The organism is Peribacillus sp. NPDC055009 (assembly GCF_053608705.1).
In genome coordinates, this window is the sequence record NZ_JBSGVZ010000018.1 from 1 (window position 1) to 21,416 (window position 21,416).

The following is a 21,416-nucleotide window of genomic DNA, read 5'->3' on the forward strand; positions in this document are numbered from 1 at the left end:
ATATATAAGATATATAATAAATAACTTTGGTTAATGAATAATAAAATTTTAAAGGATAAAACGTTTTCAGATGTTATATTAACATGTTTTTGTCGAAATATCCAAAGGTTAAACCACTTTATGCAACCTTTTTTAAACTATATTTCTGTTTAATTCGTCAAAAATCGCTTTTAATTGTCTTTTTTGCTCATTTAAGTCTTTTTTTCGCTAAAAAAAGAATTTTGTATTTTTGTATAATGATTATTTTTCAGGTAAATTTAACTAGTTTGAAAACCCTTTCACCTCAATCAAACTTCCAAGCTGTTAAACTCAGATTGCCATATTGAAAGCTCCTGTGCAGGAGAGCCGCTTTTTTGTTGTCATCTCCTGACCCCATTGCGATGACCAATGGAATGAAATGCTCTTTGGAAGGCACAGCCTCTGTACTGTAAGGGGCGATTTTTTCATAATTGAACAAAGATTGCAAATCCCATTTCATGATATTCTCTTCGACCCAGTTCTCAAACTCGATTGCCCATCCTTCTGCAACATGCATATCTTTCTGAATTTGGGTGAAATTATGGACAATTCCACCGCTTCCTATGATTAGGACATTACTTTCCTTTAATTCTCTCAATGCTTTCCCAATTTCATACTGCTTGTCCAATGGCAGCGCAGGACTGATGGACATGGATACGGTCGGGATGTCAGCTTCGGGATACATGATATGCAAAAGCCCCCATGCTCCATGATCCAGGGGGCGCCTTTCATCAAGTTCCCCCAATACACCTATCTTAGACAATAAGGTTAAAATTCGATCTGAAAGCTCAAGGCATCCCCTGGCAGGATAAGTTATTTGAAATATTTCTTCAGGATATCCTGCAAAATCATAAATGACTTCATGCTTCCCTACTGCAGAAATCATTTGATCTTCATTTTCCCAATGTGCTGATAAAATAACGATGGCAGCAGGTTTCTTCATAGCTTGCATATAATCCTTCAAAAAAGAAGTGTAGTTATTCTTTTCCAAAGCTAATAGCGGTGTTCCATGTGATAAAAACAATGATGGCATCATAGAAACGATAAATCCTTTCACAATGTAATCTCTATATCCTATACCTTAATTTACTATAGATAAACAATGTGTTCATCAATTAAATTGCATTTTTGGGGTTGTCTCATCAATAGTATCAAAGGTATACCCTTCTTTTTTTAGGAATTCAATTATATCAGGCAATGCTTTCACTGTATTTTTCATACTATTGATATCATGCAATAAGATATTAACATGCTTTTGATCTTTCGTCCCTTTTTGTACAGCAGTAATGATTTGTCGTTCACTTATTGACGGACTGAAGCCATCTGTCGAGTCAATGGACCAATCAAAGTATATATACCCTTTGTCCTTTAGTTGTTGAAGGATCCCATTGATGATGGGTTTAGTGGCAGCCTGATGCCGCAGACGATTATTCGAGCCGCCAGGAAGGCGCACAATTCGGCTTTTTAACCCATACTCCTTTTGCAGCATGGTTTCAAGTCTATTCAAGTCTTGAAAGAAACCCTCAGTCGATCGATAAATGATGGAATAATCATGTGTATATGAATGAAGGGCAATCGAATGACCGCGGGAAATCATTTCCTGATAGCATTCCTTTGCGTATGGCTCTTCGTTGCCTTTAACGAAAAATGTGGCTTTAACATGATAGCGGTCCAAAATATCCAATATCTTGATGGTATTCAAAGATGGACCGTCATCGAAAGTCAAATAGGCGATTTTCTGATTTTCCTTACTTTTTAGGAGCGGTGTCATCTCTTCAGGTACCATTGCATGTACTTGAACGTTTTGCACAGCCATAAGGAACAAAATAATAATGAAAGAACCCGCCATGGAAAGAAATAAATTAAGCTTATTCTTCATAGGTGTTGCATCCCCTTCCTTTTGACCATTAAGATGTGCCAATATAGGGGATTCATGCGCAATAAGGCAGCGGTAAAAAATACCGCTGCCTTATAATATGAATTATCGATCGACATTAAAGTAACGAGCTTCAGGATGTGCAAAAACAATGGCGGAAACGGAAGCCTCTGGTTCCATCATGCATCCTTCAGTCAATTCCACGCCAATATCTTGAGGTTGTAACAGGCGGAATAGCTTCTCCTGGTCTTCCAGATTAGGACAAGCAGGATAACCAAAAGAAAACCTTTGTCCGGTGTACTTAGCGGCAAATCGCTCTTTCATGGACATTTCAATCGGATCGCTTATGCCTAAATCATCACGCATTAATTGATGAATTCTTTCCGCAAAACCTTCTGCTGTTTCGAGAGCAAGTGATTGAAGGGCGTGATTTTTCAAGAAATCACCTTCAAGCTTAAGTTTTTCTGCCCATTTTCTGATTCCTTTTCCGGCAGTGACCAGGAAGAAACCAACATAATCCATTTGCCCGGAGGAGACCGGTTTCGCGAAGTCCGCTAAACAAAGATGCGGACTCGTATCTTGCCTTGGGAAATCGAAAGTTTCCAAAACCTCTTGATGATTGTCCGGGTTGTATACCAATAGCCTATCTCCTTCGCTTTGAGCAGGGAAAAATTGATAAACTGCATGCAAGCCATAATCCGGTTCCGTCTTAAGGAATTCAATCAATTCATCAACGAGATCATTGAGCTGCACTGCTTTTTCATTCCCTTGCTTAAGCAGTTCGGAAACTTTACCTTTTAACCCCAAATGATGACCAATCAGCATTTGCCTATTTATATATGGCTGGATGACATCCAATGGATAGTTTTTCAAGACGTGACGTTTGATGTCACGTGGTATTTGAACAGGAACATCGCTTAAAGGAGCAGCTGTGGACTGCTTACGGACAGGTTTTTCCAGAGTGGCGGCAATGGCGGCATTCGCTTTCGACCTTTCTCGTTTCTCGACTAACTCTTCCAAGTACACCACTTTTTTGTCAGAGTCATGTAAAATATTCGTTACAGCCAAACCATCCATCGCATCTTTGGAATATAAAACCGGTCCTTCATATTCAGGTGATATTTTAAAATCGGTGAATTTACGTGATAATGCTGCCCCACCCACTAATATTGGGGTATCTATTCCAGCTTGCCTTAAATCCTGAGCGGTTAAAACCATTTGCTGTGCAGATTTGACAAGTAACCCAGAAAGGCCAATGATGGTTGGCTCATGTTTTCGAACCTCTTCAATGATTTGTTGCGGGGCGACCTTGATCCCTAAATCAATGACTTCATAGCCATTATTCGATAGGATGATATCCACTAGGTTTTTCCCGATATCATGCACATCTCCCTTGACAGTAGCCAAAAGGATTTTCCCTTTCTTAGCGCTATCTTCAGAGTTTTCCATAAGTGGTTCAAGGTGAGATACTGCCGCTTTCATCGCTTCAGCACTCTGAAGCACCTCTGCGACAATAAGTTGGTTGTCATTAAACAACCGACCCACTTCACTCATGCCATCCATCAATGGTCCATTAATGATTTCCAATGGGGTATCACCGCGCTCAATCGCTTCATTTAAATCATCAATTAATCCTTCTTTCGTTCCTTCGATAATATAATTACCTAGACGTTCGTCCAATGGCAGGATCACACCATTATCCTTCTTCTCAGCTTTTTTTCCACGATAAAATTCGGTAAAAATCGCTAAAGTTTCAGTTGAAGTCTCAAACAGGAGTGCCTCAGCCAGTTTCACTTCCTCTTCCGGAATCAGAGCGAAACGTTCAAGTTTTTCTGTATTCACGATGGCATAATCGAGTCCCGCTTTTGTACAATGGTAAAGGAAAACTGCATTTAATATTTCCCTTCCCCTCGCTGGCAGACCGAAAGAAACGTTAGAAATACCAAGTATCGTTAGGCATTCTGGAAACTTTTCTTTAATCGCCTTTATTCCATTCACCGTCTCTAAAGCAGACCCGATATATTGTTCATCTCCTGTGCCTACAGGAAATACAAGCGGATCAAAGATGATGTCACTTTTGTTTAGACCGTACTTTTTGACGAGCAGATCCACAGACCGTGTTGCCACTTCCAATTTCCGTTCAGCATCGACGGCCATCCCTATTTCATCAATGGTTCCTACGACAACGGCAGCACCATATTGATGGACTAAGGGTACTATTTTTTCAAAGCGCTCTTCACCATCTTCAAGGTTTATGGAATTAATGATCGATTTTCCTTGTGAATGTTTTAATGCTTGTTCAAGTACAACTTCATCCGTAGTATCGATGACCAATGGGACCTTCACTTTTTTGACGACCTCTTCCACAAATTCCTTCATATCGCCAAGCTCATCCCCATCAGGATCAGCAAGACAAATATCAATGACATGGGCGCCTTTTTTCACCTGGTTACGTGCAATTTCGGCTGCTGGCTCGTAATGCTTGCCGCGTATCAGCTCCTTGAACTTTCGGGAACCGATAACATTCGTCCTTTCACCTACGAATAAAGGACGCATTGAATCATCATAAATGAGCGGCTCTATGCCTGATACGGCATGACCATGGGCAGTTTCCGTAATAGTACGGGGCTTCATGCCTTCGAGGACCCTGGAAAGTTCTTTAATATGCTCTGGTGTCGTACCACAACATCCGCCAATGATATTGACCCATCCCTTTTCGGCAAATTGCTTCATTTTCTCTGCCAGGGAAGTAGGTGACTCATGATAGTGGCCCTCTTCATCAGGGAGCCCGGCATTCGGATAACAGCTGATGGCGCTGTTTGATATATCTGCAAGTGTCCTGATATGGTCTATCATGAATTCCGGCCCTGTTGCACAATTAAGGCCGACAGCTACGGGCTTCATATGTTCAACCGATAAATAAAAAGCTTCTATGGACTGGCCAGCAAGTGTAGTGCCCATCGGTTCGATTGTTCCTGATATGATGACAGGCACATCTTTTCCTGTTTTTGCGAATGCTGCTTTGATTCCAGAAAAGGCAGCCTTGACATTAAGCATATCCTGACAGGTTTCCACCAACAGCAAGTCTACACCGCCATCCAAGAGACCCAGTGCCTGTTCTTCATAAGAATCGGTTAAAATATCAAAAGTCGTTCCGCCCGTTACGGAAAGCGTTTTTGTAGTGGGGCCCATCGAGCCAGCTACATACCTTGGCCATTCTTCATTGGAATACTTTTCACAAGCTTTAACGGCAAGCTCAGCTGAAATTTTATTTAGCTTGTAGGCGATCGTGCTTATTTGGTATTCCTCAAGAACGATGCTGGTCGCTCCAAAGGTATTTGTTTCAATGATATCTGCGCCCGCCGCTAAATATTTTTCATGAATGGATTGGATGATTTCCGGCTGCGTCAGTGATAAATATTCATTGCAGCCCTCGAATTGTTCCCCTCCAAAATCATCTGCTGTCAAATCCTCCGCTTGAAGCATGGTTCCCATCGCCCCATCAAGTAGGAGAATCTTGGAATTTAACTGATCTTGAATCGCTTTTTTATTCATGTACTGCCACCTCTGATGTCTGTTTACTATCGACTTTTCTAATATATTTCGTAAGTTCCGCCGTCATTTCATAGCGAAGGAACGGAGTGATTAAATATATGCCCTTGAATTTTTCCCTTGCCGCGTCCACCAGTTCCCGCGCGATATTAACCCCTTCAATCCTTGACTTTACAGGGTCATCCCCCGCTAAAGCCATTGCCCTTCTTACGTTATCAGGCAATTTGATGCCTGGGATCTCATTATGGATGAATTCTGCGTTCCGGGTGCTTGTCAAAGGCATGATACCGATGAAAATCGGGGTTTCTAAATGTTTTGTAGCTACATGTACTTCTTCGATTTGCTCCACCGAATAAATTGGCTGTGTCAAAAAGGATTGAGCACCACAGGAAATCTTCTTTTCCATTCTCAGTACTGCTTTATCCAGATATTTCACATTCGGATTAAACGCTGCCGCAATTTTAAAATTTGCCCGTTGCCCCAGACTTTGACCGGAATAGGAAAGACCTTCATTAAATTGTTTGACCATGCTTATAAGGTCGAAGGAAGATAAATCATAAACCGAAGTGGCACCCGGGAAGTCCCCTATTTTTGAAGGATCTCCGGTGATGATCAATAATTCATTCAGCCCCACCGTCTGCAGACCCATTAAATGTGATTGCAGGCCAATCAAATTTCGATCACGGCATGTTATATGCACCATCGGATTAATATTCAATTGGTTCTTCAGTAGGTTAGCCAGTGCATCATTCGATATCCTTGGTGAGGCAAGTGAATTATCCGCTAGTGTAATGGAATCGACCCCTGCTTTTTTCAAAACCTCTGCACCGGTCATGAAGCTCTCTATTCCCAGCTTTTTAGGTGGATCAAGTTCAACCAGGATTGTCCTTTCCGTCTTGGCCTTTTCGTACAGTGGAAGTTCCAATTCTCTTTCGTTCACTTCAATTATTTCTATTTCACGGGATTTCGTAACTTTCTCTTTTACGGGAGCAAAACTTCCGATCGCATTCTTTACAGCTTGAATATGCAGTGGCGTCGTTCCACAGCACCCGCCTATGATAGCGGCACCTTGCTCACGAAGTTCCAGGGCACTTGAACCGAAATATTCCGGCACGGCTTTATAGACGAGCCTTCCATCCACATAATCAGGAAGGCTGGCATTAGGGTATATGGCAATCGATGCTTGCTTTGGCAAACTCACTTCTTCCAAGGCCCGGATCATATGATGTGGACCAAGACGGCAATTCACCCCAACAACATCGGCACCCAATTGCTCGAGTTTTTGAAAGGCTTCATTTAAATGGATTCCATTTTGGAGATTACCCAGTTCATGCATCGAAACATTTGCGATGATCGGCAGTCCAGTTTCATTTTTTACGATTTGCAGAACGGTTTCCAGCTCTTCCAGGTCATAAAATGTTTCCAACAGAATCCCATCAGGGTTTTCCATCAACAGACTGTATAACTGTTCACGAAACCCCCGTTTAATCTCTTCCATGTTTAAATCCGATTTCCTGATACTCCGTTGTGCCCCTATGGTACCGAAGACATAAGCCTGTCCTTTTGCCGCTTTTTTAGCAAGAATGACTCCCTGGCGATTGATTCTGCTTACTTCATCTTCAAGTCCATACCGTTTCAATTTGTTGAAATTGGCTCCGTATGTATTCGATTGAAGGATATCTGCACCAGCTTCCAGATAGGCACGATGGATAGACTCTATTTGATCCGGATTCGTGCAGTTTAATTCCTCATAACATTGATCGATGCCATTTGAGTACAATAAGGTCCCCATTGCCCCTTCCCCAACTAGCATTCTTTCTTTCACTTCTTTACGAAAATTCATCATTACACCCTCTCTCAAAAACAGTCCTGTTTTTGTCGTATTTTATGAGTATGAGAGAAAAGGAAAAAAAAACCTTCTCAAAGAAGAAGGTTTTTTGAAACATTCTCCTCATCTATCAAGCTCTGCTTGCTGGATTTAGCACCTTTGCCTAAGCTGGTTGCTGAGGTTTCTTCGGGCCAGTCCCTCCACCTCTCTCGATAAGATCCATTTATATAATTTTCACAAGATTTCAAAATTAGATTATATTTAATTTACATTAATAATCTGTCAATTTCAATACCTGATCGACATTTTTTTCACTTTTGCAAAAATGATTCAATCTTTTGCAGCCTGAACCCTCTTCAAGATTCTTTGTTTCCAGTCTTCCGCTAATGGGTCCAGAGTAAGTAAAGCCTTGGCGCCTTCCAGCCCATCTCGTTTATGAAGGATTACCTCTGCTGCATAATGAACTGAAATTTTTTCTTGCAAACGATCTATTAGTACGATCTCGTTTTGTTTATTTATCGTTCCTTCTTGAAGTACTCTTGCAAAATAACCAGTGAAACTCGTTTTCAGCACTAGTTCCAAAAACTTAGGTTCTTGATTGAAGTGGGAAATGGTCGAACAAGGTATCCTCCCCTGGTTAATTTGAACAATCACTTCGCCTATTTGATAAATATCGCCGATATACGTGGTTTCTTCTCTCATCCCCGCTACGGTTAAATTTTCACCGAATGCTGGGATATCCAGCTTTTTAGAGAATCTTTCATTCCATAATGAATAATGCTCAAAGGGGTAAAAGCACAAAGCCCGATCAGGACCTCCATGGAACTTTTCATTACCTACCCCATCACCAATTATGCCTGATTTAGTCACTGTCACATTATCCTGTGCTTGTTTATCCATGGCTGAAAAGATATCGACATTCGAAAAACTTTCATGTTTCGGCTTTCCGGCCTGAAGTGATTTGATTTTTCCATTTTCCATTTTGCATCTTCCATTCATATTTAATTTATATCATCCTATATGTATAAATTATACTAAAAATCCATTATATTCAGTAGTTTTTAAAAATATATGAAGTGAAAAAGCCACATGAGCCGTTAAATGGGCGAAATATCATTGATTTCCAGAAAAATTCATAGGTTAGTTTCAGTAATTTTGTTGCTATTTCAGAATTAAATATGGTAGAATATGAACACAATATATAGTCGAAAACTACAACTGTTCGCCTATATGTTGATTTTCACGATTGAATTCCTCATTGTCGCTCTTTAGGGAGCGAATTTTTTTGCCTTCATTATCATCCATCATTTTCTTTTAGTTCCATTCTAATCCTTAAATCGTGATTCACTTACCTATTTTCACTTTCATTCCCTATTCAAATACCTCCCTGTAAAGTCACTTTCATTCCCTTATAAGAGGCCTGATTCCTTGCTAAAACAAGCAGAAAAGCCGAGCGACACCATATGTCTTCCGCTCAGCTTCCTGTTTAAGCTTGTTTCTTTTTTTTTGGTGCCGCTTTCTTTCGGGTCGTCTTTTTCTTTTCCGGTTCATCATGTTTCGTACGGTCAATGGATGCCTGTAATGCCTCCATTAAATCGGTTACATTGTTGGAAACTGGTTCTTTTGTTTTGGCTGTAATCGTCGTCTGTCCCGTTTTCTTTGATTCAATCAATTCAAGTAACGCGGTTCGATAGTCATCGGTGTATTTTGTCGGATCGAAAGTGGTCGTTAATTGATCTATTAATAATACGGCAGTATCGATTTCTTTTTTTGCAATGGTATCATTGGCGGGGATATTCGGAACATCCGCTGTGGAACGGACTTCATCCGGATAATGAATCGTTTCCATCACCAAGGTATTATCAACGACTCGGATTACCGCCATTTGTTCTTTAGAGCGAATGATGATTTTTGCTAATCCTACCTTATTCGATTCCTTGAGGGCCTGCCTCAAAAGGGAATAAGCTTTTATCCCTCCATCATTAGGGGACATGTAGTAACTCCGATTGAAATAAATGGGATCTATTTCTTCAATTTTAACGAAATCCACAATTTCCACGGCTTTTTCTTCGTTTTGTTTTTTCAGTTGCTCTAGTTCATTGTCTTCCAATACAACAAATTTTCCCTTTGTATACTCAAAAGCGCGGACTATATCATCCTTACCCACTTCTTTCTGGCATACCGGACAAACTTTTTCGTATTTAATCGGTGAATGACATTCCTTATGCAACGTCCTTAAAGAAATATCCTTATCCTCCGTTGCAGCATGAAGTTTTATCGGAATGTTCACCAAACCGAATGATATGCTCCCCTTCCACATCGTATGCATATTCGTCACCTCATAACTTATTTTTAAAGAGAAGAACAATTTTATTATTCCCCTTTGTTCAAAAAAAACCGAAAAAACAATTGCCAACTCTAACACTTCGTTTTTTTGGCAAAATAATGTTAATCAATTATTTGCGGAGGTGATACAAAAATGAAACCGATGCTGCCAACATATTACCCAGAAGCCCCCAGCCCCAAGGATTGGCGTTATGAAGTCAAATATGACGGCTTTAGGGCTATTTTAACGATAGACTCCGATACCATAAGCATTTCAAGTCGGAACGAGAAGGAATTATCACCACAATTCCCAGAAATCATTGCTTACATCAAAGAACTGGACCTGGAAGAATATCTCCCGCTTCAGTTGGATGGAGAATTGGTCTGGCTTACCAATGAAGCGAAAGCGGACTTTTTTCAAATACAGTGGCGAGGACGCCTTGGTAAACAATCCCTAATATCCGAAAAATCCCGCTTTTCCCCATGCCGGTTTATAGCGTTTGACCTGCTTCGCAACAACGGAAAAGACTTAGCAGCTAAACCTATGGAAGAACGTAGGGAATTGATGTTGAATATGGGGGCAAAACTTGGCTTTCCTATTCCGCCTGATCCCAACGATAAGGCTTTGATACAATTAATAGAAAGTTTTGACGTTTTGGAAAGTGCCTTGAATAAGGTCACCCTATTAGATGGCGAAGGGGTTGTCGCCAAGGAAATTAGGGGTACTTGGCAAGAAGGAAAACGTACTACATCTTGGATTAAGGTGAAAAACTGGAAAACCGTTTCTTGTTTCATTACAGCATTGCACAAAGAAAATGGTTATGTTTCCCTCGCAGTTTTCAAGGAAGGTGCCGTAACGAAAATCGGAAGTGTTAAAAATGGACTGAGTGCTCAAGATAAAAGTATATTGCATCAACTGATAAAGCAAAATGCATCAAACGAAGACGCACAATTTTTTTATATCCATCCATCCATTTGCATAGAAGTTCAATTCTTACACGTATACGAGGAAAATGAATTGCGTGAACCCCAGTTTTCGCAATGGCTTTTACAAACGACTCCCGATGAATGTACCTGGGAGAAATTTGTGCTAGGTCAATACACATTTCCAGATACGGTACAAATAACTTCCAGGGATAAACCGCTTTGGATAACTGAAGGTAAACAGGTGGTAAAAGTTGAATACCTTCATTATTTACGAGAGGTTTCAGCTTTCTTCTTACCCTACTTGAAGGATAAACTGCTTACGACGATCCGCTATCCTCATGGCACTTTGGATAAAGAAAGATTTTTCCAGAAAAACAAACCTGATTATGCGCCGGCTTTTATTAAAACGTTCATGGATGAGGATATCGAATACATGCTGTGTAACGATATTGAAACGCTTCTTTGGTTTGGTAATCAGCTTGCATTGGAATTCCATGCCCCATTTCAGAAAGCGGGTAAAACAAGACCTGACGAAATCGTCTTGGACTTGGATCCCCCATCAATCGAATTTTTCTCCTTTGCAATAAAGGCCGCACAGGAAATTAAAAAAGTGATGGAATCATTAAGGATTAAAGCTTTTGTAAAAACTTCAGGTAATAAAGGACTGCAAATTCACATCCCACTGCCTGAAGACAGATTTACTTATCAGGAGACACGCATATTCACCGACTTTCTCGGTGACTACTTAACAAGTTCCAATCCAAATGATTTTACAACCGAAAGAATGAAAATAAATCGGCACAATCGACTTTACTTGGACTTTGTACAGCATAGTGAAGGAAAAACCATCATCCAGCCTTATTCCCCACGGGGAAATTCTTTCGCAGGTGTGGCTACTCCTTTGTTTTGGGAAGAAGTGGACGAAAATCTCCAGTTAAAGGACTATACGATTGAAACCATCCCAAACAGAATAAAAAGGGATGGATGTGCTTTTGTGGATTACAGACTTGTCGATAATGGACCAGCCTTTTTGGAAGTTTTGTCGTTCCTAAAACAAAAAAAAACCAACAACTGAAGTAAACCCAAAGAGTCAGAAGTCGCTTTATTTATTAGGCAACCTTGAGGGAATGTAAAATGTAGCGTTGGAACGTAGGGCACTCGCTTTTCTTCGGGTTTGTCAACCTAATGGGATTCGAAATGGTCCCATCCCGAAACCCTTTCTCAATTTAATACAGAGAATACAAGACTGGCTTTCACTACATGATTTTTTACTGTTTTATATGAGATGAAAACTCACTGGATTGAAGAAATTTGCGACACTCCTGCCGAATAACTGGCTAGCCGAGACCCCACAGGCGCTTGAGCCTAGGAGGCTTGGCAGACACTCGGCGGAAAGGGGACCGATTTCTGAAATCAACTGCAACTTTTTCAAATAAGAAAACTGCAGGCAAACTCGCTTTTCTTCGAGTTTGCCTACAGTTTGAAGATTTCTTTATAATTTTGTTTTCAAATAACTTTGCACTTCATCCTGAAGCTTGGCATATAAGCTTGTTTCCAATTCAAAATCCTCTTTTTCAAGCATTTCAAATTTTTCAGGCTGATCTAAATCTATTTCAATCGATACCTTGAATTCATAAGTTGCGTTCCCGATTAAATCAATTAAATACTTTTGGCTTTCTTCATCATGATGGACGACACATTTCACTTTTCCGCCGTTATTGTAGACAGATATTTCACTTTCCAACGCGTTTAAACCAACAGAGTATGTTACAAGGCTTGAAGCCGACATCGCCGTTCCACATGCATTCGTGAAGCCTACTCCCCGTTCGAATGTCCGCACATAAATGCTCCCTGGTTCCAGCTCTTTCACAAAGCTGACATTGACACCATCAGGGAAAAGTTCATTTGGTTGATTGACCTTTGTTGAAAGTTCTTCCTGCAAATCACTTTGTAAAACATCACTATCGACGAGTGTGATCAAATGTGGATTAGGAACCGCCAATGCCGAAAATAGCAGTGTATCATGAAGTTCCGACAATGGTTCGTTTTGCAGCTGTTCTTTAGCCAATACAAGAGGTAGATCCTTCACATTGAAACTTACTGGTGAAATTTCCACCTTGAAAGTCGGAATGCCCTCATAAATATCTTCCGTTTTTTCCACGAGTAGATCTGCCTTCATGGTTTCCACGATCATTTTATCTAGCCCTAGAACGTCGTTCGCGTAACGTGCAACACAGCGAAGTCCGTTGCCGCACATCGAGGCTTCAGATCCATCCGCATTAAAGACACGCATCCGGCAATCGGCATGTTCACTTTTCATTACGAACAAAATACCATCCGCTCCAAGCTTCTCCCTATTGCATAGGGCCTTCGCGAAATTTTTCCGCTCTTCTTCAGTAAACGTCAGGGTTGTAGTCAATTCATCAATGATTAAGAAATCATTTCCTGAACCATGGCTTTTTAAACCTTCAATAATCATCCTGTCACATCCTCTAATATGCTGCTTTTCATTTATCATTTTTTAATATTCTATATCATAGCATTTTCAAGATGGATGTGTCATCGCGTAAATCACATTAAATCCATTTTTTCCAACGAAAAAACAAATAAGAAGAGCGGTTGGAATAAGAATTAACTCATTCCAACCGCTCTTTTGAATAATTAACCGATCATACCGATGATGAAATAGACGATAAACATTCCGGCACTCACATACATCGGGGCTGACACTTCTTTTGCTTTTCCGGTTACAAGCTTCAAGAAAGGGTACAGGATGAAACCGAATGCCATTCCATCGGCAATACTGTATGTGAAAGGAATGATCGTGATGATCATGATTGCAGGTATGCTCTCGGTTAAATCACTGAAATTCAGCTTTTTTATGTTTCCGAGCATCAAAATGCCAATGATAATCAAGATGGGGGCAATGGCGCTGTCAGGGATTACTTTAATCACCGGTATAAATAACAGTGATAGAATGAATAGCACGCCTGTCACCACTGAAGTAAAACCAGTCCTGCCTCCTGATGCGATTCCAGCTGCCGTTTCTACTGTTGCAACGGTAGGACTAGAACCGAATAAGCCTGATAATAGAACGGACACACTTGTCGCCTGCAGCGACTTTTTATAGGCATCCTGGCGGTTGATACTGTCTACATGCCCGTGTACAAGACCAATATTTTCAAAAACAAGAACCATCGTCATCGCAAATACACTTATCCAGAATTCAATCCGGTTTGCTTCCAGGAACGATAATGAAAAGAAAAGATCGCCGTAGGAAGCTGTGTCTATGCCTGAAAAATGGATATCCGATAGTTGAACCGTCCCGAACCAATAGGCAATGAGGCTGCCTGCCAGGATGGTAATCATGAAATTACCGGGGACATTCTTGATGAACAGCGTGATTGCCAATAAAAAGGTCAACACCGTTGCACACACCGCTGGATCGCTTAAATCTCCGAGTGCGACGATTGATGATGAACCTCCAGTGATTATCCCGCCCTTTTCAAGACCGATTAGCATCAAGAATAAGCCAAGACCGACAGATATGGCTTCTTTTATCGAACTTGGAATCGAATCACTGATTAACTTAGAGTATTTTGTAAAAGCGATGATTACAAAAATTACCCCGGAGATAAACACAGCACCAAGAGCCGATTGCCAAGATAGACCCATTCCTTGAACCATGGTATAAGCAAATAGGGCATTTACGCCCATTCCTGGAACGAGAAGGATTGGGACATTCGCCCAAAGTCCAATCATGACACAGCTTAAAGCAGATAAAAGAATCGTGGCGATCACTGCACCATTAATCGGTATGCCCGCTTCCGATAAAATCAGGGAATTCACGATGAGAATATAGACTATCGTAAAATAGCCGACCACTCCAGCAAGGATTTCACGTTTTCCATTCGTTCCATAGTCGGAAAAATGAAAAAACGTTTCCAAGTTTAATTTCTTCATGTTGTATCCTTATTAAATTTATCCCTCGCCCACCCGTTTGTATTAGTGACAAACTACACTTGGCGATTTTAACAAAAAAAAGGATAAAAATAAATAGCAATGATAAAAATTTGAAAAAAAACTGCCGGGAATGATCCCGACAGCCTCGATGAATATATTATTTTTGTTCTTGCGAATATCCATCTACTACCAATTCCAGCTTCCCTGTATCAGGCGAAATGATTAGACCATGCACAGGAATATTTTTAGGGATCAAAGGATGTCCTTTAATCACTTCGACGCTGTTCTTACAACTTTCATAAACATCATCAAATCCGCGAAGCCAATTGCGGATATCGATTCCTGCAGCTCCCAGTGTATCGATGGTGCTCTTTGGTATATCACGTTCGATCATCTTGTCCATTACAGAATCGGCATCGACTGATGCCATTCCGCAGTCATGGTGAGGTATGACCAATACTTCATCTGCCTTTAGCTCATAAATAGCAACAAGGATACTCCGCATCACACTTCCGAATGGGTGGGAGACGATTGCCCCGGCAGTCTTCAGGATTTTGACATCGCCATTTTTGACATTCAAGGATTTTGGCAATAGTTCAACGAGCCGAGTGTCCATACAGCTTATGATGACCATACGTTTCTCAGGAAACTTGTCCGTTCTATACTTAACATATTCACCTTTTTCTACAAACTGTTCATTATAATCAAGAATCTCATTAAGTAAACTCATAATTTACCACCTTTTTATTATGTATTTAATCTATGTATCTCCTATTATTATATCAAATATTTAAAAGATTTGCTAAAGGGTAACCATAGTCAATTTGAACGATGATTCAGAGTGGCTGCACAGAACCCAAAGACGATGATTTTAGGAATTTCAGCAACATTTGATGAAAAAGAAAGTATGGGTGTATTAGTCTTGAATCGTTTCCCCCACTCCAAAGGCATCCAGCCTTCTTGATATGAAACGATCTTTTCCCCGTCTTTTGTGACAATCTCGAATGAATTAACGCTCCCCGGCATTTCAATGGGCATCCATTCCGTACCGTCTGCCTTATAGATCATTCCATTGATTTTCACGAATGACCTATTTTCTTGATACGATCCTATAATGCCGCCCTGGTCATCCATGATCGTCATTTTATTGAAAAGCCCCCTTTTGATATGGTACTTAGCCAGCAAACGCCCTTCATGGTCCACCAGTTCATAACGCTTGGTCATGAGCATCGACAAGAAATTGGGTATCATCCACATGAACCACTTCATATTCAAATCCCGTATCTCGCCCATCAGTGACCCATCAGGCGCAAAAAGGAGCAGGCGCAATGTCGGTGCTGGCATAAAAGTCAATAAAACATGTTCATTTTTTAATAACCCGGAATTCGTCCCGACGAGTTCATCAGGCAATTCCTTCATTCTATTTTCAAATATCCGATGACTGATAAATTGGACAATGCTAAAGAAAATAAAAGGAGACGTGATCAATAATATATTGCCCGGTATCATCGCAAAAATATGGCAAATGAAAAATACAAATGCCAAAAGAAGAGATATCCAAGATGCATGAAAATTTGAATTGCTCGTTTTCTGATAAAATTCACGTATATTCATATCCCGCTCTGCTCCTCACCGCTTACAAGAAAGATTGCCGCCTTAAGGGCGGCCATTTTAGCAGTACAACAATCCGCCCGGCATCCACTTCCTAAAAGTGCATGGAAGTAGTTTTCATAATACTTTATTCGCTTTAATGTGATCTATTCCCTTTTTAATGAAGGGCATTTCCCAACACGGTTCAAATAAAAAAGGACTCCGAATTGAACGGAATCCTATTGTAGACAAAATGGCTTCTACCCAATTTTAAAAACAAGACTAATGTCTTTTTAATGATTCCTTATTGGATTGAAGAAATTTGCGACACTCCTGCCGAATTACTGGCTAGCCGAGACACCGCAGCCGCTAGGCGAGGAGGCTTGGCAGGCAGTCAGCGGAAAGGGAGCGGATTTCTTCATTCCACTGGAACGTTTTTAAATAAAAAACTGCAGGCAAACTCGCTTTTCCTCGAGTTTGCCTGCAGTCTGAAAACACTCCGAATGAACGGAATCCTTTTACATCATTCTATAATATCCTGAAAATCAACGGGAACCTGTAATCCGTTCCCTCATAAGCCCTAACAGCAGCTATGATGGTGAATACGACTAAAGCTATCCCGATAACCGGCAATAGCAAGAATCCAACCAATACTATAGTGAGTATCCCTGCGACTATTGAATATACGGTGTAGGAAATGAAAAAATTCAAGTATTCCCTTCCGTGATAATCCACAAATTGTGACGAGTCCTTCTTCAATAACCAAATCACCAAAGGACCGATAAATGCTGTAAAAAAGCTGATCACATAAATAAGGGCAGCAAACACTCTTTCATCTTTAGTAGGCATAGTGTCTTCTCCTCCTTTCTCATATGAATAATTACGAATCAAATGAAAAATAGTTTCATTTTCCTTTCATTTTATTCGAAAAAGGTAAAATTGGACTGCCTTTTCTTCATAAAACCCAATTGGCAATACATATGACAAAAAATCCGAATATGTTCATCCGTCTTGTGCATACAGTTTAAATAATGGATTGTCCTATACCTTCTAGAATGGAGTGATGTTTTTTTGCTGAATGAATTTCAAGCCTTCATCCTTGGGATCATTCAAGGCTTGACTGAGTTTTTACCTATTTCAAGTACTGGACATTTATATTTAGGACGGCATATTTTCCATCTTGACGAGGCCGGAATTTTTCTGGATACCATGCTCCATATCGGAACATTGCTGGCGTTATTGGTCGTCTATAAGAATGACATAATTGCCATTTTGAAAAATCCTTTCTCCAAAATGACTCTGCTTCTCATTGCTGGGACGATTCCTGCAGTGATTGCCGGCATTTTACTCGGGGATTGGTTTGATGGCCTTTCAAAAACAGGTGTCACCATTGGCTGGGAATTTTTAGCGACCGGACTGATTTTATGGGTAGCGGACGGAGTGAAAAAAGGGGCCAAATCCCTTAATGAAATTTCCATTAAAGATGCGCTGATTATCGGTACCTTCCAAGCTGCTGCCATCATGCCGGCTCTTTCGCGCTCCGGCCTAACGATAGCCGCCGGTCTCTTCTGCAGATTGGATAGGGCCACTGCAGCCTATTTTTCCTTTTTGCTTTCAATTCCTGCCATTACGGGGGGCATCGTATTTCAGATGAAACCGATTTTTACTGGAGATGTTGAACGGCTTCCACTCACTGCGCTTTTCGTCGGAACCCTGGCCGCAGCAATCTTTGGTTATATTGCAGTAGTATGGATGATCGATTTCTTAAAAAAGCGTTCACTGAAAATATTCTCCATTTATGTATGGGCCCTCGGCGCAATCATTTTATTCATGCAATTCACAGGTGAATTTTAAAGAAAAAGGCGGGCGAAAAACCAGTTTTTCAAGGAAAAATGCAGACGTTTGCCTACCGATTTCGCCCTTCAAGAAAAAGTTGAAATTTGACGAAAAAAAAAGGCAAAAAACCTATTCCCAAACCGTTTTTTTTTTAGTATTATACCTTCGTAAGGTACTTTAGATTTGCATATTTTCTGACAATAAAAATAGGGAAGGCAAATGGTGCGCCACCGGTTTCCGGTTCTAGTGGGTTCGATTCCCACCCCGAAATTTTTTGATGAACGACTTAAAAAATTTCGAGGGTGGGCAGCGACTACGCATAAGAACTGCCCTCAAACGGAGGGACGGAAATGTTAAAAAAGAGAGATTTCACAGATTGTTTTTCTCTTTATGAACAAATGACGCATCCAGATGTCTTCCCTTTCGTGCGCCATAAGGTAGATTCATATGAAGAATATGTTTTCATCACTAAGCAAACGATCGAAGCCGAAGATGCTGGGCAACTCATTTCACGAACAATCTTGGATGAATGGGAAAATCCCATCGGTTGTATTTCTTTATATGATATTGAAAATGGTGCAGGTTTCTTAGGCACATGGCTTGGCAAGCCTTATCATGGAAAAGGTTATAATGCCATTGCAAAAGACGCTTTCTTCAAAGAGCTTTTTTTCGAGCTCGGTTTGGAAACGGTCTTCATGCGTATTCGCAAAAAAAATATCCGCTCTATAAAAGCTGCAGAAAAGCTTCCCTATGCCGTCAATGCCAACGAAACAAGAAAATCCCTTTATGATCAAATCAATCATGAAGAAGATATCTACGATTTGTATGAAATCCCTAAAGATTTATACACCTTTCATATCCTTAGACAGCATGATGATGACGAACAGCAGTTACTTGAAGCATAAAGCGAAGAACATTTCAATTTGGATTTGTTTATCTTTTCATATAATGGCCGGAGCTTCCAAACCTGGAAAGCTCTTTTTTCCATTTACATAGGATGTTTAAGATAGATTGCTGCAAATCCCTATTCTTTTTAGGGATATTTTTTTATAATGAATACAATTGACCAATTCATCAATATATTCAAAGCGTCATTGAAAGGACTTAATCATGAAAAAAACATTTGCTTTTATCGTGCAGCTTATCTTCCTGCTCATCATTTGCAAGCTCGGCTATTATTTAGCCAATTTACTTCAATTACCCGTACCAGGCAACGTCATCGGCATGATTCTGTTATTCGTTTTATTACAGACGAAGGTTATAAAAGTCGAATGGATTGAACTTACTTCAGGATTTTTGGTAAAGCACCTAGCCTTTTTCTTCATCCCCATTTCAATCAGTTTAATGACAATGGGATGGCTTTTCATTAAATTCGGTTTGCCATTGGCACTTACATTGGGAGTCAGCTTGATATTTGGATTCATCGTTTCAGCTTGGACTGTTCAGAAGCTATCCCATAGAGGAGAGGTTAAGCAGCATGACAGCGCTCATCACAACATATAGCATCTTGATAACCATTCTTGCCTATTTCATTGGAAGGAAAATATATGCTAAACATCCATCACCTTTTACGACGCCCGTATTTTTCAGTACTGTTACGATAATTCTCGTATTGCTGATCAGCGGTTTGGACTTCGAAGATTATTCACCGGGAAAAGACATCATAACCTATTTCCTGGGACCGGCTACCGTTGCTTTGGCCGTACCACTTTATAAGAATAGAAAGATAATCGTTAAATATGCAATGCCGGCAATTAGCGGCATGATATTTGGTCTTATGGTCACATTGATCATTGCCTTCGCCATCGCTAAAGCATTTTCTCTTCCGCAATTCATACTCCAAGGATTGGCGGTTAAATCCATTACAGTGCCCATCGCTGTTGAAATCACTGAACTTTATGGCGGAAATTCCAATATATCAGCAGCCTTCGTCATTTTGACTGGGGTGCTGGGTACGATGATCGCTCCAAAAATGATGGATAAACTAAACATTACGATGCCCTTCGCTCGTGGTATCGCTTATGGTACGATCGCTCACGGTCTCGGAACTGCTCAAGCTGCCCAGGAAAGTGAGTTCACCGGGGCTGTCGCAGGTGCGGCAATGGCTATCGCAGGTATTCTTATTTCCTGTTTTTTTCCTTTTATAAGTAATTTCCTATAAAAAGAACCGCAACGTCAACGACGTTGCGGTTCTTTTTTATGATTTATCTTTTTTGCAAATCGTCGTATAATCGCCTAAGAATATAGGTTTTATACAGCTCCAGCTTTTTTTTCTCAATTGGATGATAGCTTATCCCTGCAGCTTTTAGCTGCTGAATGAACCATCCTTTGGAATATTCATAAGCCATTCTACCCCCTCCTCTGTTCGAAAAAGATATGCTTCATAGAGGGGATTGATACTTATTTTTTTGCAGCCATTACTTGAAGTAATAATTCATACATTTCAGCTGCCGTTTTGAATGGGCGTTTCTGACGCATTTTTTCCTGATATTCATTCGATTGTTCCAATAAATCCGCTAATGTAGCATTAAAAATCCGGTCATTTAACTCTTCTTCTTGAATGACTTTACAAAAGCCCTGTTTTTCAAAGCTTGACGCATTCAGAATTTGATCTCCGCGGGATGCATTGGCACTTAGAGGGATAAGCAGCATCGGCTTTTGCAAACCAAGGAATTCAAAGATTGAATTTGAACCTGCCCTTGACACAACGACATCAGCAGCCGCCAAAAGATCGAATAATTCTTCATGTACGAATTCAAAAGGAGCATATCCCCTTTGTTTCAACTCCGTTTTCACATTTCCCTTCCCGCAAATGTGTATAATCTGGTAATCCTTTAATAAAGCATCTAGGTTATCTGTAATTAAATTATTGATTTTAACGGCCCCAAGACTCCCGCCCATAACGAGTAACACCGGTTTGTTATTCGTGAATCCACAGAATGTCTTACCAGCTGTAGCGCGTCCCTTAAAAATCCCATCGCGCAATACAGCGCCTAGATACATGGCCTTATCTTTCGGAAGGTCTTTTTCCGTTTCCTGGAAAGTGGTGAAAATTTTCGATGCAAGTGGCATGGCAATCTTATTAGCCAGACCAGGCGTATAATCCGATTCATGTATCGCAATCGGTATTCTCAGCATCCTGCCTGCCAAAACGACTGGAACCGAAACGAATCCACCTTTAGAAAAAATGAAATCCGGCTTGGTCTTTTTTAATATTTTTCGTGCATCAAAAATCCCTTTTATGACCCGGAAAGGGTCTTTCATATTTTCAACTGATAGATAACGTCTGAATTTACCTACGGAAATCGTTTCATAACGGACCTCGGGAAATTCCGTTTCGATGATATTTTTTTCAATGCCTTTTTTTGAACCAATATAAGTAACATCCCAATCATGCTTTAAAAATTCCGGGATGATTGCTGCATTAACAGATACATGACCGGCAGAACCGCCTCCGGTAAATACTATTTTCTTAGTCAATATTTCCACCTTCCAAACTTA

The 21,416-nt window shown here is 40.4% G+C and carries 19 protein-coding genes and 1 riboswitch; of the genes, 6 read left to right on the forward strand and 13 right to left on the reverse strand.

Annotation, left to right across the window (positions count from 1 at the left end; translation table 11 throughout):
• Nucleotides 1-283: 283 nt before the first annotated feature.
• The 6 genes from ACWF5P_RS21320 to ku all read right to left on the reverse strand — a co-directional run bounded on the left by ACWF5P_RS21320 (nucleotide 284) and on the right by ku (nucleotide 9,603).
• Nucleotides 284-1,075, reverse strand: a complete 792-nt coding sequence (locus tag ACWF5P_RS21320) for a dioxygenase family protein (protein ID WP_452445234.1) — start codon at nucleotides 1,073-1,075, stop codon at nucleotides 284-286.
• 54 nt (nucleotides 1,076-1,129) lie between these two features.
• Entirely contained in the window at nucleotides 1,130-1,897 is a 768-nt protein-coding gene (locus tag ACWF5P_RS21325; RefSeq protein ID WP_101225210.1) for a polysaccharide deacetylase family protein, read from the reverse strand.
• A gap of 102 nt (nucleotides 1,898-1,999) precedes the next feature.
• Nucleotides 2,000-5,449: a methionine synthase gene (gene metH, locus ACWF5P_RS21330; protein WP_452445235.1), complete on the reverse strand. Its 3,450-nt coding sequence runs from the start codon at nucleotides 5,447-5,449 to the stop codon at nucleotides 2,000-2,002.
• The gene (locus ACWF5P_RS21335; protein WP_452445236.1) at nucleotides 5,442-7,289 is read right to left on the reverse strand and encodes a bifunctional homocysteine S-methyltransferase/methylenetetrahydrofolate reductase; all 1,848 of its coding nucleotides are present in this window, start codon (nucleotides 7,287-7,289) and stop codon (nucleotides 5,442-5,444) included. Before ACWF5P_RS21335 ends, metH begins: the two co-directional genes overlap by 8 nt.
• A 105-nt stretch (nucleotides 7,290-7,394) precedes the next feature.
• Nucleotides 7,395-7,493, reverse strand: a riboswitch (SAM riboswitch).
• Nucleotides 7,494-7,604: 111 nt separating this feature from the next.
• Complete coding sequence (locus ACWF5P_RS21340; protein WP_452445237.1) at nucleotides 7,605-8,255, reverse strand: MOSC domain-containing protein; 651 nt, start codon at nucleotides 8,253-8,255, stop codon at nucleotides 7,605-7,607.
• Nucleotides 8,256-8,760: 505 nt separating this feature from the next.
• Complete coding sequence (ku, locus tag ACWF5P_RS21345) at nucleotides 8,761-9,603, reverse strand: non-homologous end joining protein Ku (protein ID WP_101225214.1); 843 nt, start codon at nucleotides 9,601-9,603, stop codon at nucleotides 8,761-8,763.
• Between the two features lie 150 nt (nucleotides 9,604-9,753).
• Here ku and ligD point away from each other — a divergent pair, with 150 nt between their 5' ends.
• Nucleotides 9,754-11,601 carry a DNA ligase D gene (gene ligD, locus ACWF5P_RS21350; RefSeq protein WP_452445238.1) on the forward strand — a complete coding sequence of 616 codons (1,848 nt, stop codon included), beginning with the start codon at nucleotides 9,754-9,756 and terminating at the stop codon, nucleotides 11,599-11,601.
• A 417-nt stretch (nucleotides 11,602-12,018) separates the two neighbouring features.
• Here the strand turns inward: ligD and dapF are convergent, their stop codons facing one another.
• The 4 genes from dapF to ACWF5P_RS21370 all read right to left on the reverse strand — a co-directional run bounded on the left by dapF (nucleotide 12,019) and on the right by ACWF5P_RS21370 (nucleotide 16,103).
• Nucleotides 12,019-13,005 carry a diaminopimelate epimerase gene (dapF, locus tag ACWF5P_RS21355; protein WP_452445239.1) on the reverse strand — a complete coding sequence of 329 codons (987 nt, stop codon included), beginning with the start codon at nucleotides 13,003-13,005 and terminating at the stop codon, nucleotides 12,019-12,021.
• Between the two features lie 182 nt (nucleotides 13,006-13,187).
• Nucleotides 13,188-14,489 carry an NCS2 family permease gene (locus ACWF5P_RS21360; protein ID WP_101225217.1) on the reverse strand — a complete coding sequence of 434 codons (1,302 nt, stop codon included), beginning with the start codon at nucleotides 14,487-14,489 and terminating at the stop codon, nucleotides 13,188-13,190.
• Nucleotides 14,490-14,646: 157 nt separating this feature from the next.
• Nucleotides 14,647-15,219 carry a beta-class carbonic anhydrase gene (locus ACWF5P_RS21365; RefSeq protein ID WP_101225218.1) on the reverse strand — a complete coding sequence of 191 codons (573 nt, stop codon included), beginning with the start codon at nucleotides 15,217-15,219 and terminating at the stop codon, nucleotides 14,647-14,649.
• 89 nt (nucleotides 15,220-15,308) lie between these two features.
• The gene (locus ACWF5P_RS21370) at nucleotides 15,309-16,103 is read right to left on the reverse strand and encodes a hypothetical protein (RefSeq protein WP_452445240.1); all 795 of its coding nucleotides are present in this window, start codon (nucleotides 16,101-16,103) and stop codon (nucleotides 15,309-15,311) included.
• A gap of 288 nt (nucleotides 16,104-16,391) precedes the next feature.
• On the opposite strand from ACWF5P_RS21370, the gene ACWF5P_RS21375 reads away from it, so the two are divergent.
• Nucleotides 16,392-16,520 (forward strand): hypothetical protein, encoded by a 129-nt coding sequence (locus ACWF5P_RS21375; protein ID WP_452445241.1) that lies wholly within the window; start codon nucleotides 16,392-16,394, stop codon nucleotides 16,518-16,520.
• 87 nt (nucleotides 16,521-16,607) lie between these two features.
• Here ACWF5P_RS21375 and ACWF5P_RS21380 read toward each other — a convergent pair whose 3' ends face one another.
• Nucleotides 16,608-16,928 (reverse strand): DUF4870 domain-containing protein, encoded by a 321-nt coding sequence (locus ACWF5P_RS21380; protein WP_034311189.1) that lies wholly within the window; start codon nucleotides 16,926-16,928, stop codon nucleotides 16,608-16,610.
• 225 nt (nucleotides 16,929-17,153) lie between these two features.
• Between ACWF5P_RS21380 and ACWF5P_RS21385 the strand changes: the two genes are divergently transcribed.
• From ACWF5P_RS21385 to ACWF5P_RS21400, 4 genes are all read left to right on the forward strand, one after another.
• Nucleotides 17,154-17,933: an undecaprenyl-diphosphate phosphatase gene (locus ACWF5P_RS21385; RefSeq protein WP_101225332.1), complete on the forward strand. Its 780-nt coding sequence runs from the start codon at nucleotides 17,154-17,156 to the stop codon at nucleotides 17,931-17,933.
• A 332-nt stretch (nucleotides 17,934-18,265) separates the two neighbouring features.
• Nucleotides 18,266-18,820, forward strand: a complete 555-nt coding sequence (locus ACWF5P_RS21390; RefSeq protein ID WP_101225221.1) for a GNAT family N-acetyltransferase — start codon at nucleotides 18,266-18,268, stop codon at nucleotides 18,818-18,820.
• Nucleotides 18,821-19,025: 205 nt separating this feature from the next.
• Nucleotides 19,026-19,418 carry a CidA/LrgA family protein gene (locus ACWF5P_RS21395; RefSeq protein ID WP_434167154.1) on the forward strand — a complete coding sequence of 131 codons (393 nt, stop codon included), beginning with the start codon at nucleotides 19,026-19,028 and terminating at the stop codon, nucleotides 19,416-19,418.
• Nucleotides 19,393-20,076 (forward strand): LrgB family protein, encoded by a 684-nt coding sequence (locus tag ACWF5P_RS21400; RefSeq protein ID WP_101225223.1) that lies wholly within the window; start codon nucleotides 19,393-19,395, stop codon nucleotides 20,074-20,076. The genes ACWF5P_RS21395 and ACWF5P_RS21400 overlap by 26 nt, the downstream gene beginning before the upstream one ends.
• A gap of 43 nt (nucleotides 20,077-20,119) precedes the next feature.
• Here the strand turns inward: ACWF5P_RS21400 and ACWF5P_RS21405 are convergent, their stop codons facing one another.
• Both ACWF5P_RS21405 and ACWF5P_RS21410 read right to left on the reverse strand, forming a co-directional pair.
• The gene (locus ACWF5P_RS21405; protein WP_101225224.1) at nucleotides 20,120-20,263 is read right to left on the reverse strand and encodes a DUF2639 domain-containing protein; all 144 of its coding nucleotides are present in this window, start codon (nucleotides 20,261-20,263) and stop codon (nucleotides 20,120-20,122) included.
• 52 nt (nucleotides 20,264-20,315) lie between these two features.
• A complete protein-coding gene (locus ACWF5P_RS21410) occupies nucleotides 20,316-21,404 on the reverse strand; it encodes an undecaprenyldiphospho-muramoylpentapeptide beta-N-acetylglucosaminyltransferase (RefSeq protein WP_452445242.1) in 1,089 nt (362 codons plus the stop codon).
• Nucleotides 21,405-21,416: the final 12 nt, after the last annotated feature.

Bases quoted from the DNA above. Each gene is read 5' to 3' on its own strand.
- ACWF5P_RS21325 (WP_101225210.1), bottom strand. From the start codon at position 1,897: ATGAAGAATAAGCTTAATTTATTTCTTTCCATGGCGGGTTCTTTCATT.
- metH (WP_452445235.1), bottom strand. From the start codon at position 5,449: ATGAATAAAAAAGCGATTCAAGATCAGTTAAATTCCAAGATTCTCCTA.
- ACWF5P_RS21335 (WP_452445236.1), bottom strand. From the start codon at position 7,289: ATGAATTTTCGTAAAGAAGTGAAAGAAAGAATGCTAGTTGGGGAAGGG.
- ACWF5P_RS21340 (WP_452445237.1), bottom strand. From the start codon at position 8,255: ATGGAAAATGGAAAAATCAAATCACTTCAGGCCGGAAAGCCGAAACAT.
- ku (WP_101225214.1), bottom strand. From the start codon at position 9,603: ATGCATACGATGTGGAAGGGGAGCATATCATTCGGTTTGGTGAACATT.
- ligD (WP_452445238.1), top strand. From the start codon at position 9,754: ATGAAACCGATGCTGCCAACATATTACCCAGAAGCCCCCAGCCCCAAG.
- dapF (WP_452445239.1), bottom strand. From the start codon at position 13,005: ATGATTATTGAAGGTTTAAAAAGCCATGGTTCAGGAAATGATTTCTTA.
- ACWF5P_RS21360 (WP_101225217.1), bottom strand. From the start codon at position 14,489: ATGAAGAAATTAAACTTGGAAACGTTTTTTCATTTTTCCGACTATGGA.
- ACWF5P_RS21365 (WP_101225218.1), bottom strand. From the start codon at position 15,219: ATGAGTTTACTTAATGAGATTCTTGATTATAATGAACAGTTTGTAGAA.
- ACWF5P_RS21370 (WP_452445240.1), bottom strand. From the start codon at position 16,103: ATGAATATACGTGAATTTTATCAGAAAACGAGCAATTCAAATTTTCAT.
- ACWF5P_RS21380 (WP_034311189.1), bottom strand. From the start codon at position 16,928: ATGCCTACTAAAGATGAAAGAGTGTTTGCTGCCCTTATTTATGTGATC.
- ACWF5P_RS21390 (WP_101225221.1), top strand. From the start codon at position 18,266: ATGTTAAAAAAGAGAGATTTCACAGATTGTTTTTCTCTTTATGAACAA.
- ACWF5P_RS21395 (WP_434167154.1), top strand. From the start codon at position 19,026: ATGAAAAAAACATTTGCTTTTATCGTGCAGCTTATCTTCCTGCTCATC.
- ACWF5P_RS21400 (WP_101225223.1), top strand. From the start codon at position 19,393: ATGACAGCGCTCATCACAACATATAGCATCTTGATAACCATTCTTGCC.
- ACWF5P_RS21405 (WP_101225224.1), bottom strand. From the start codon at position 20,263: ATGGCTTATGAATATTCCAAAGGATGGTTCATTCAGCAGCTAAAAGCT.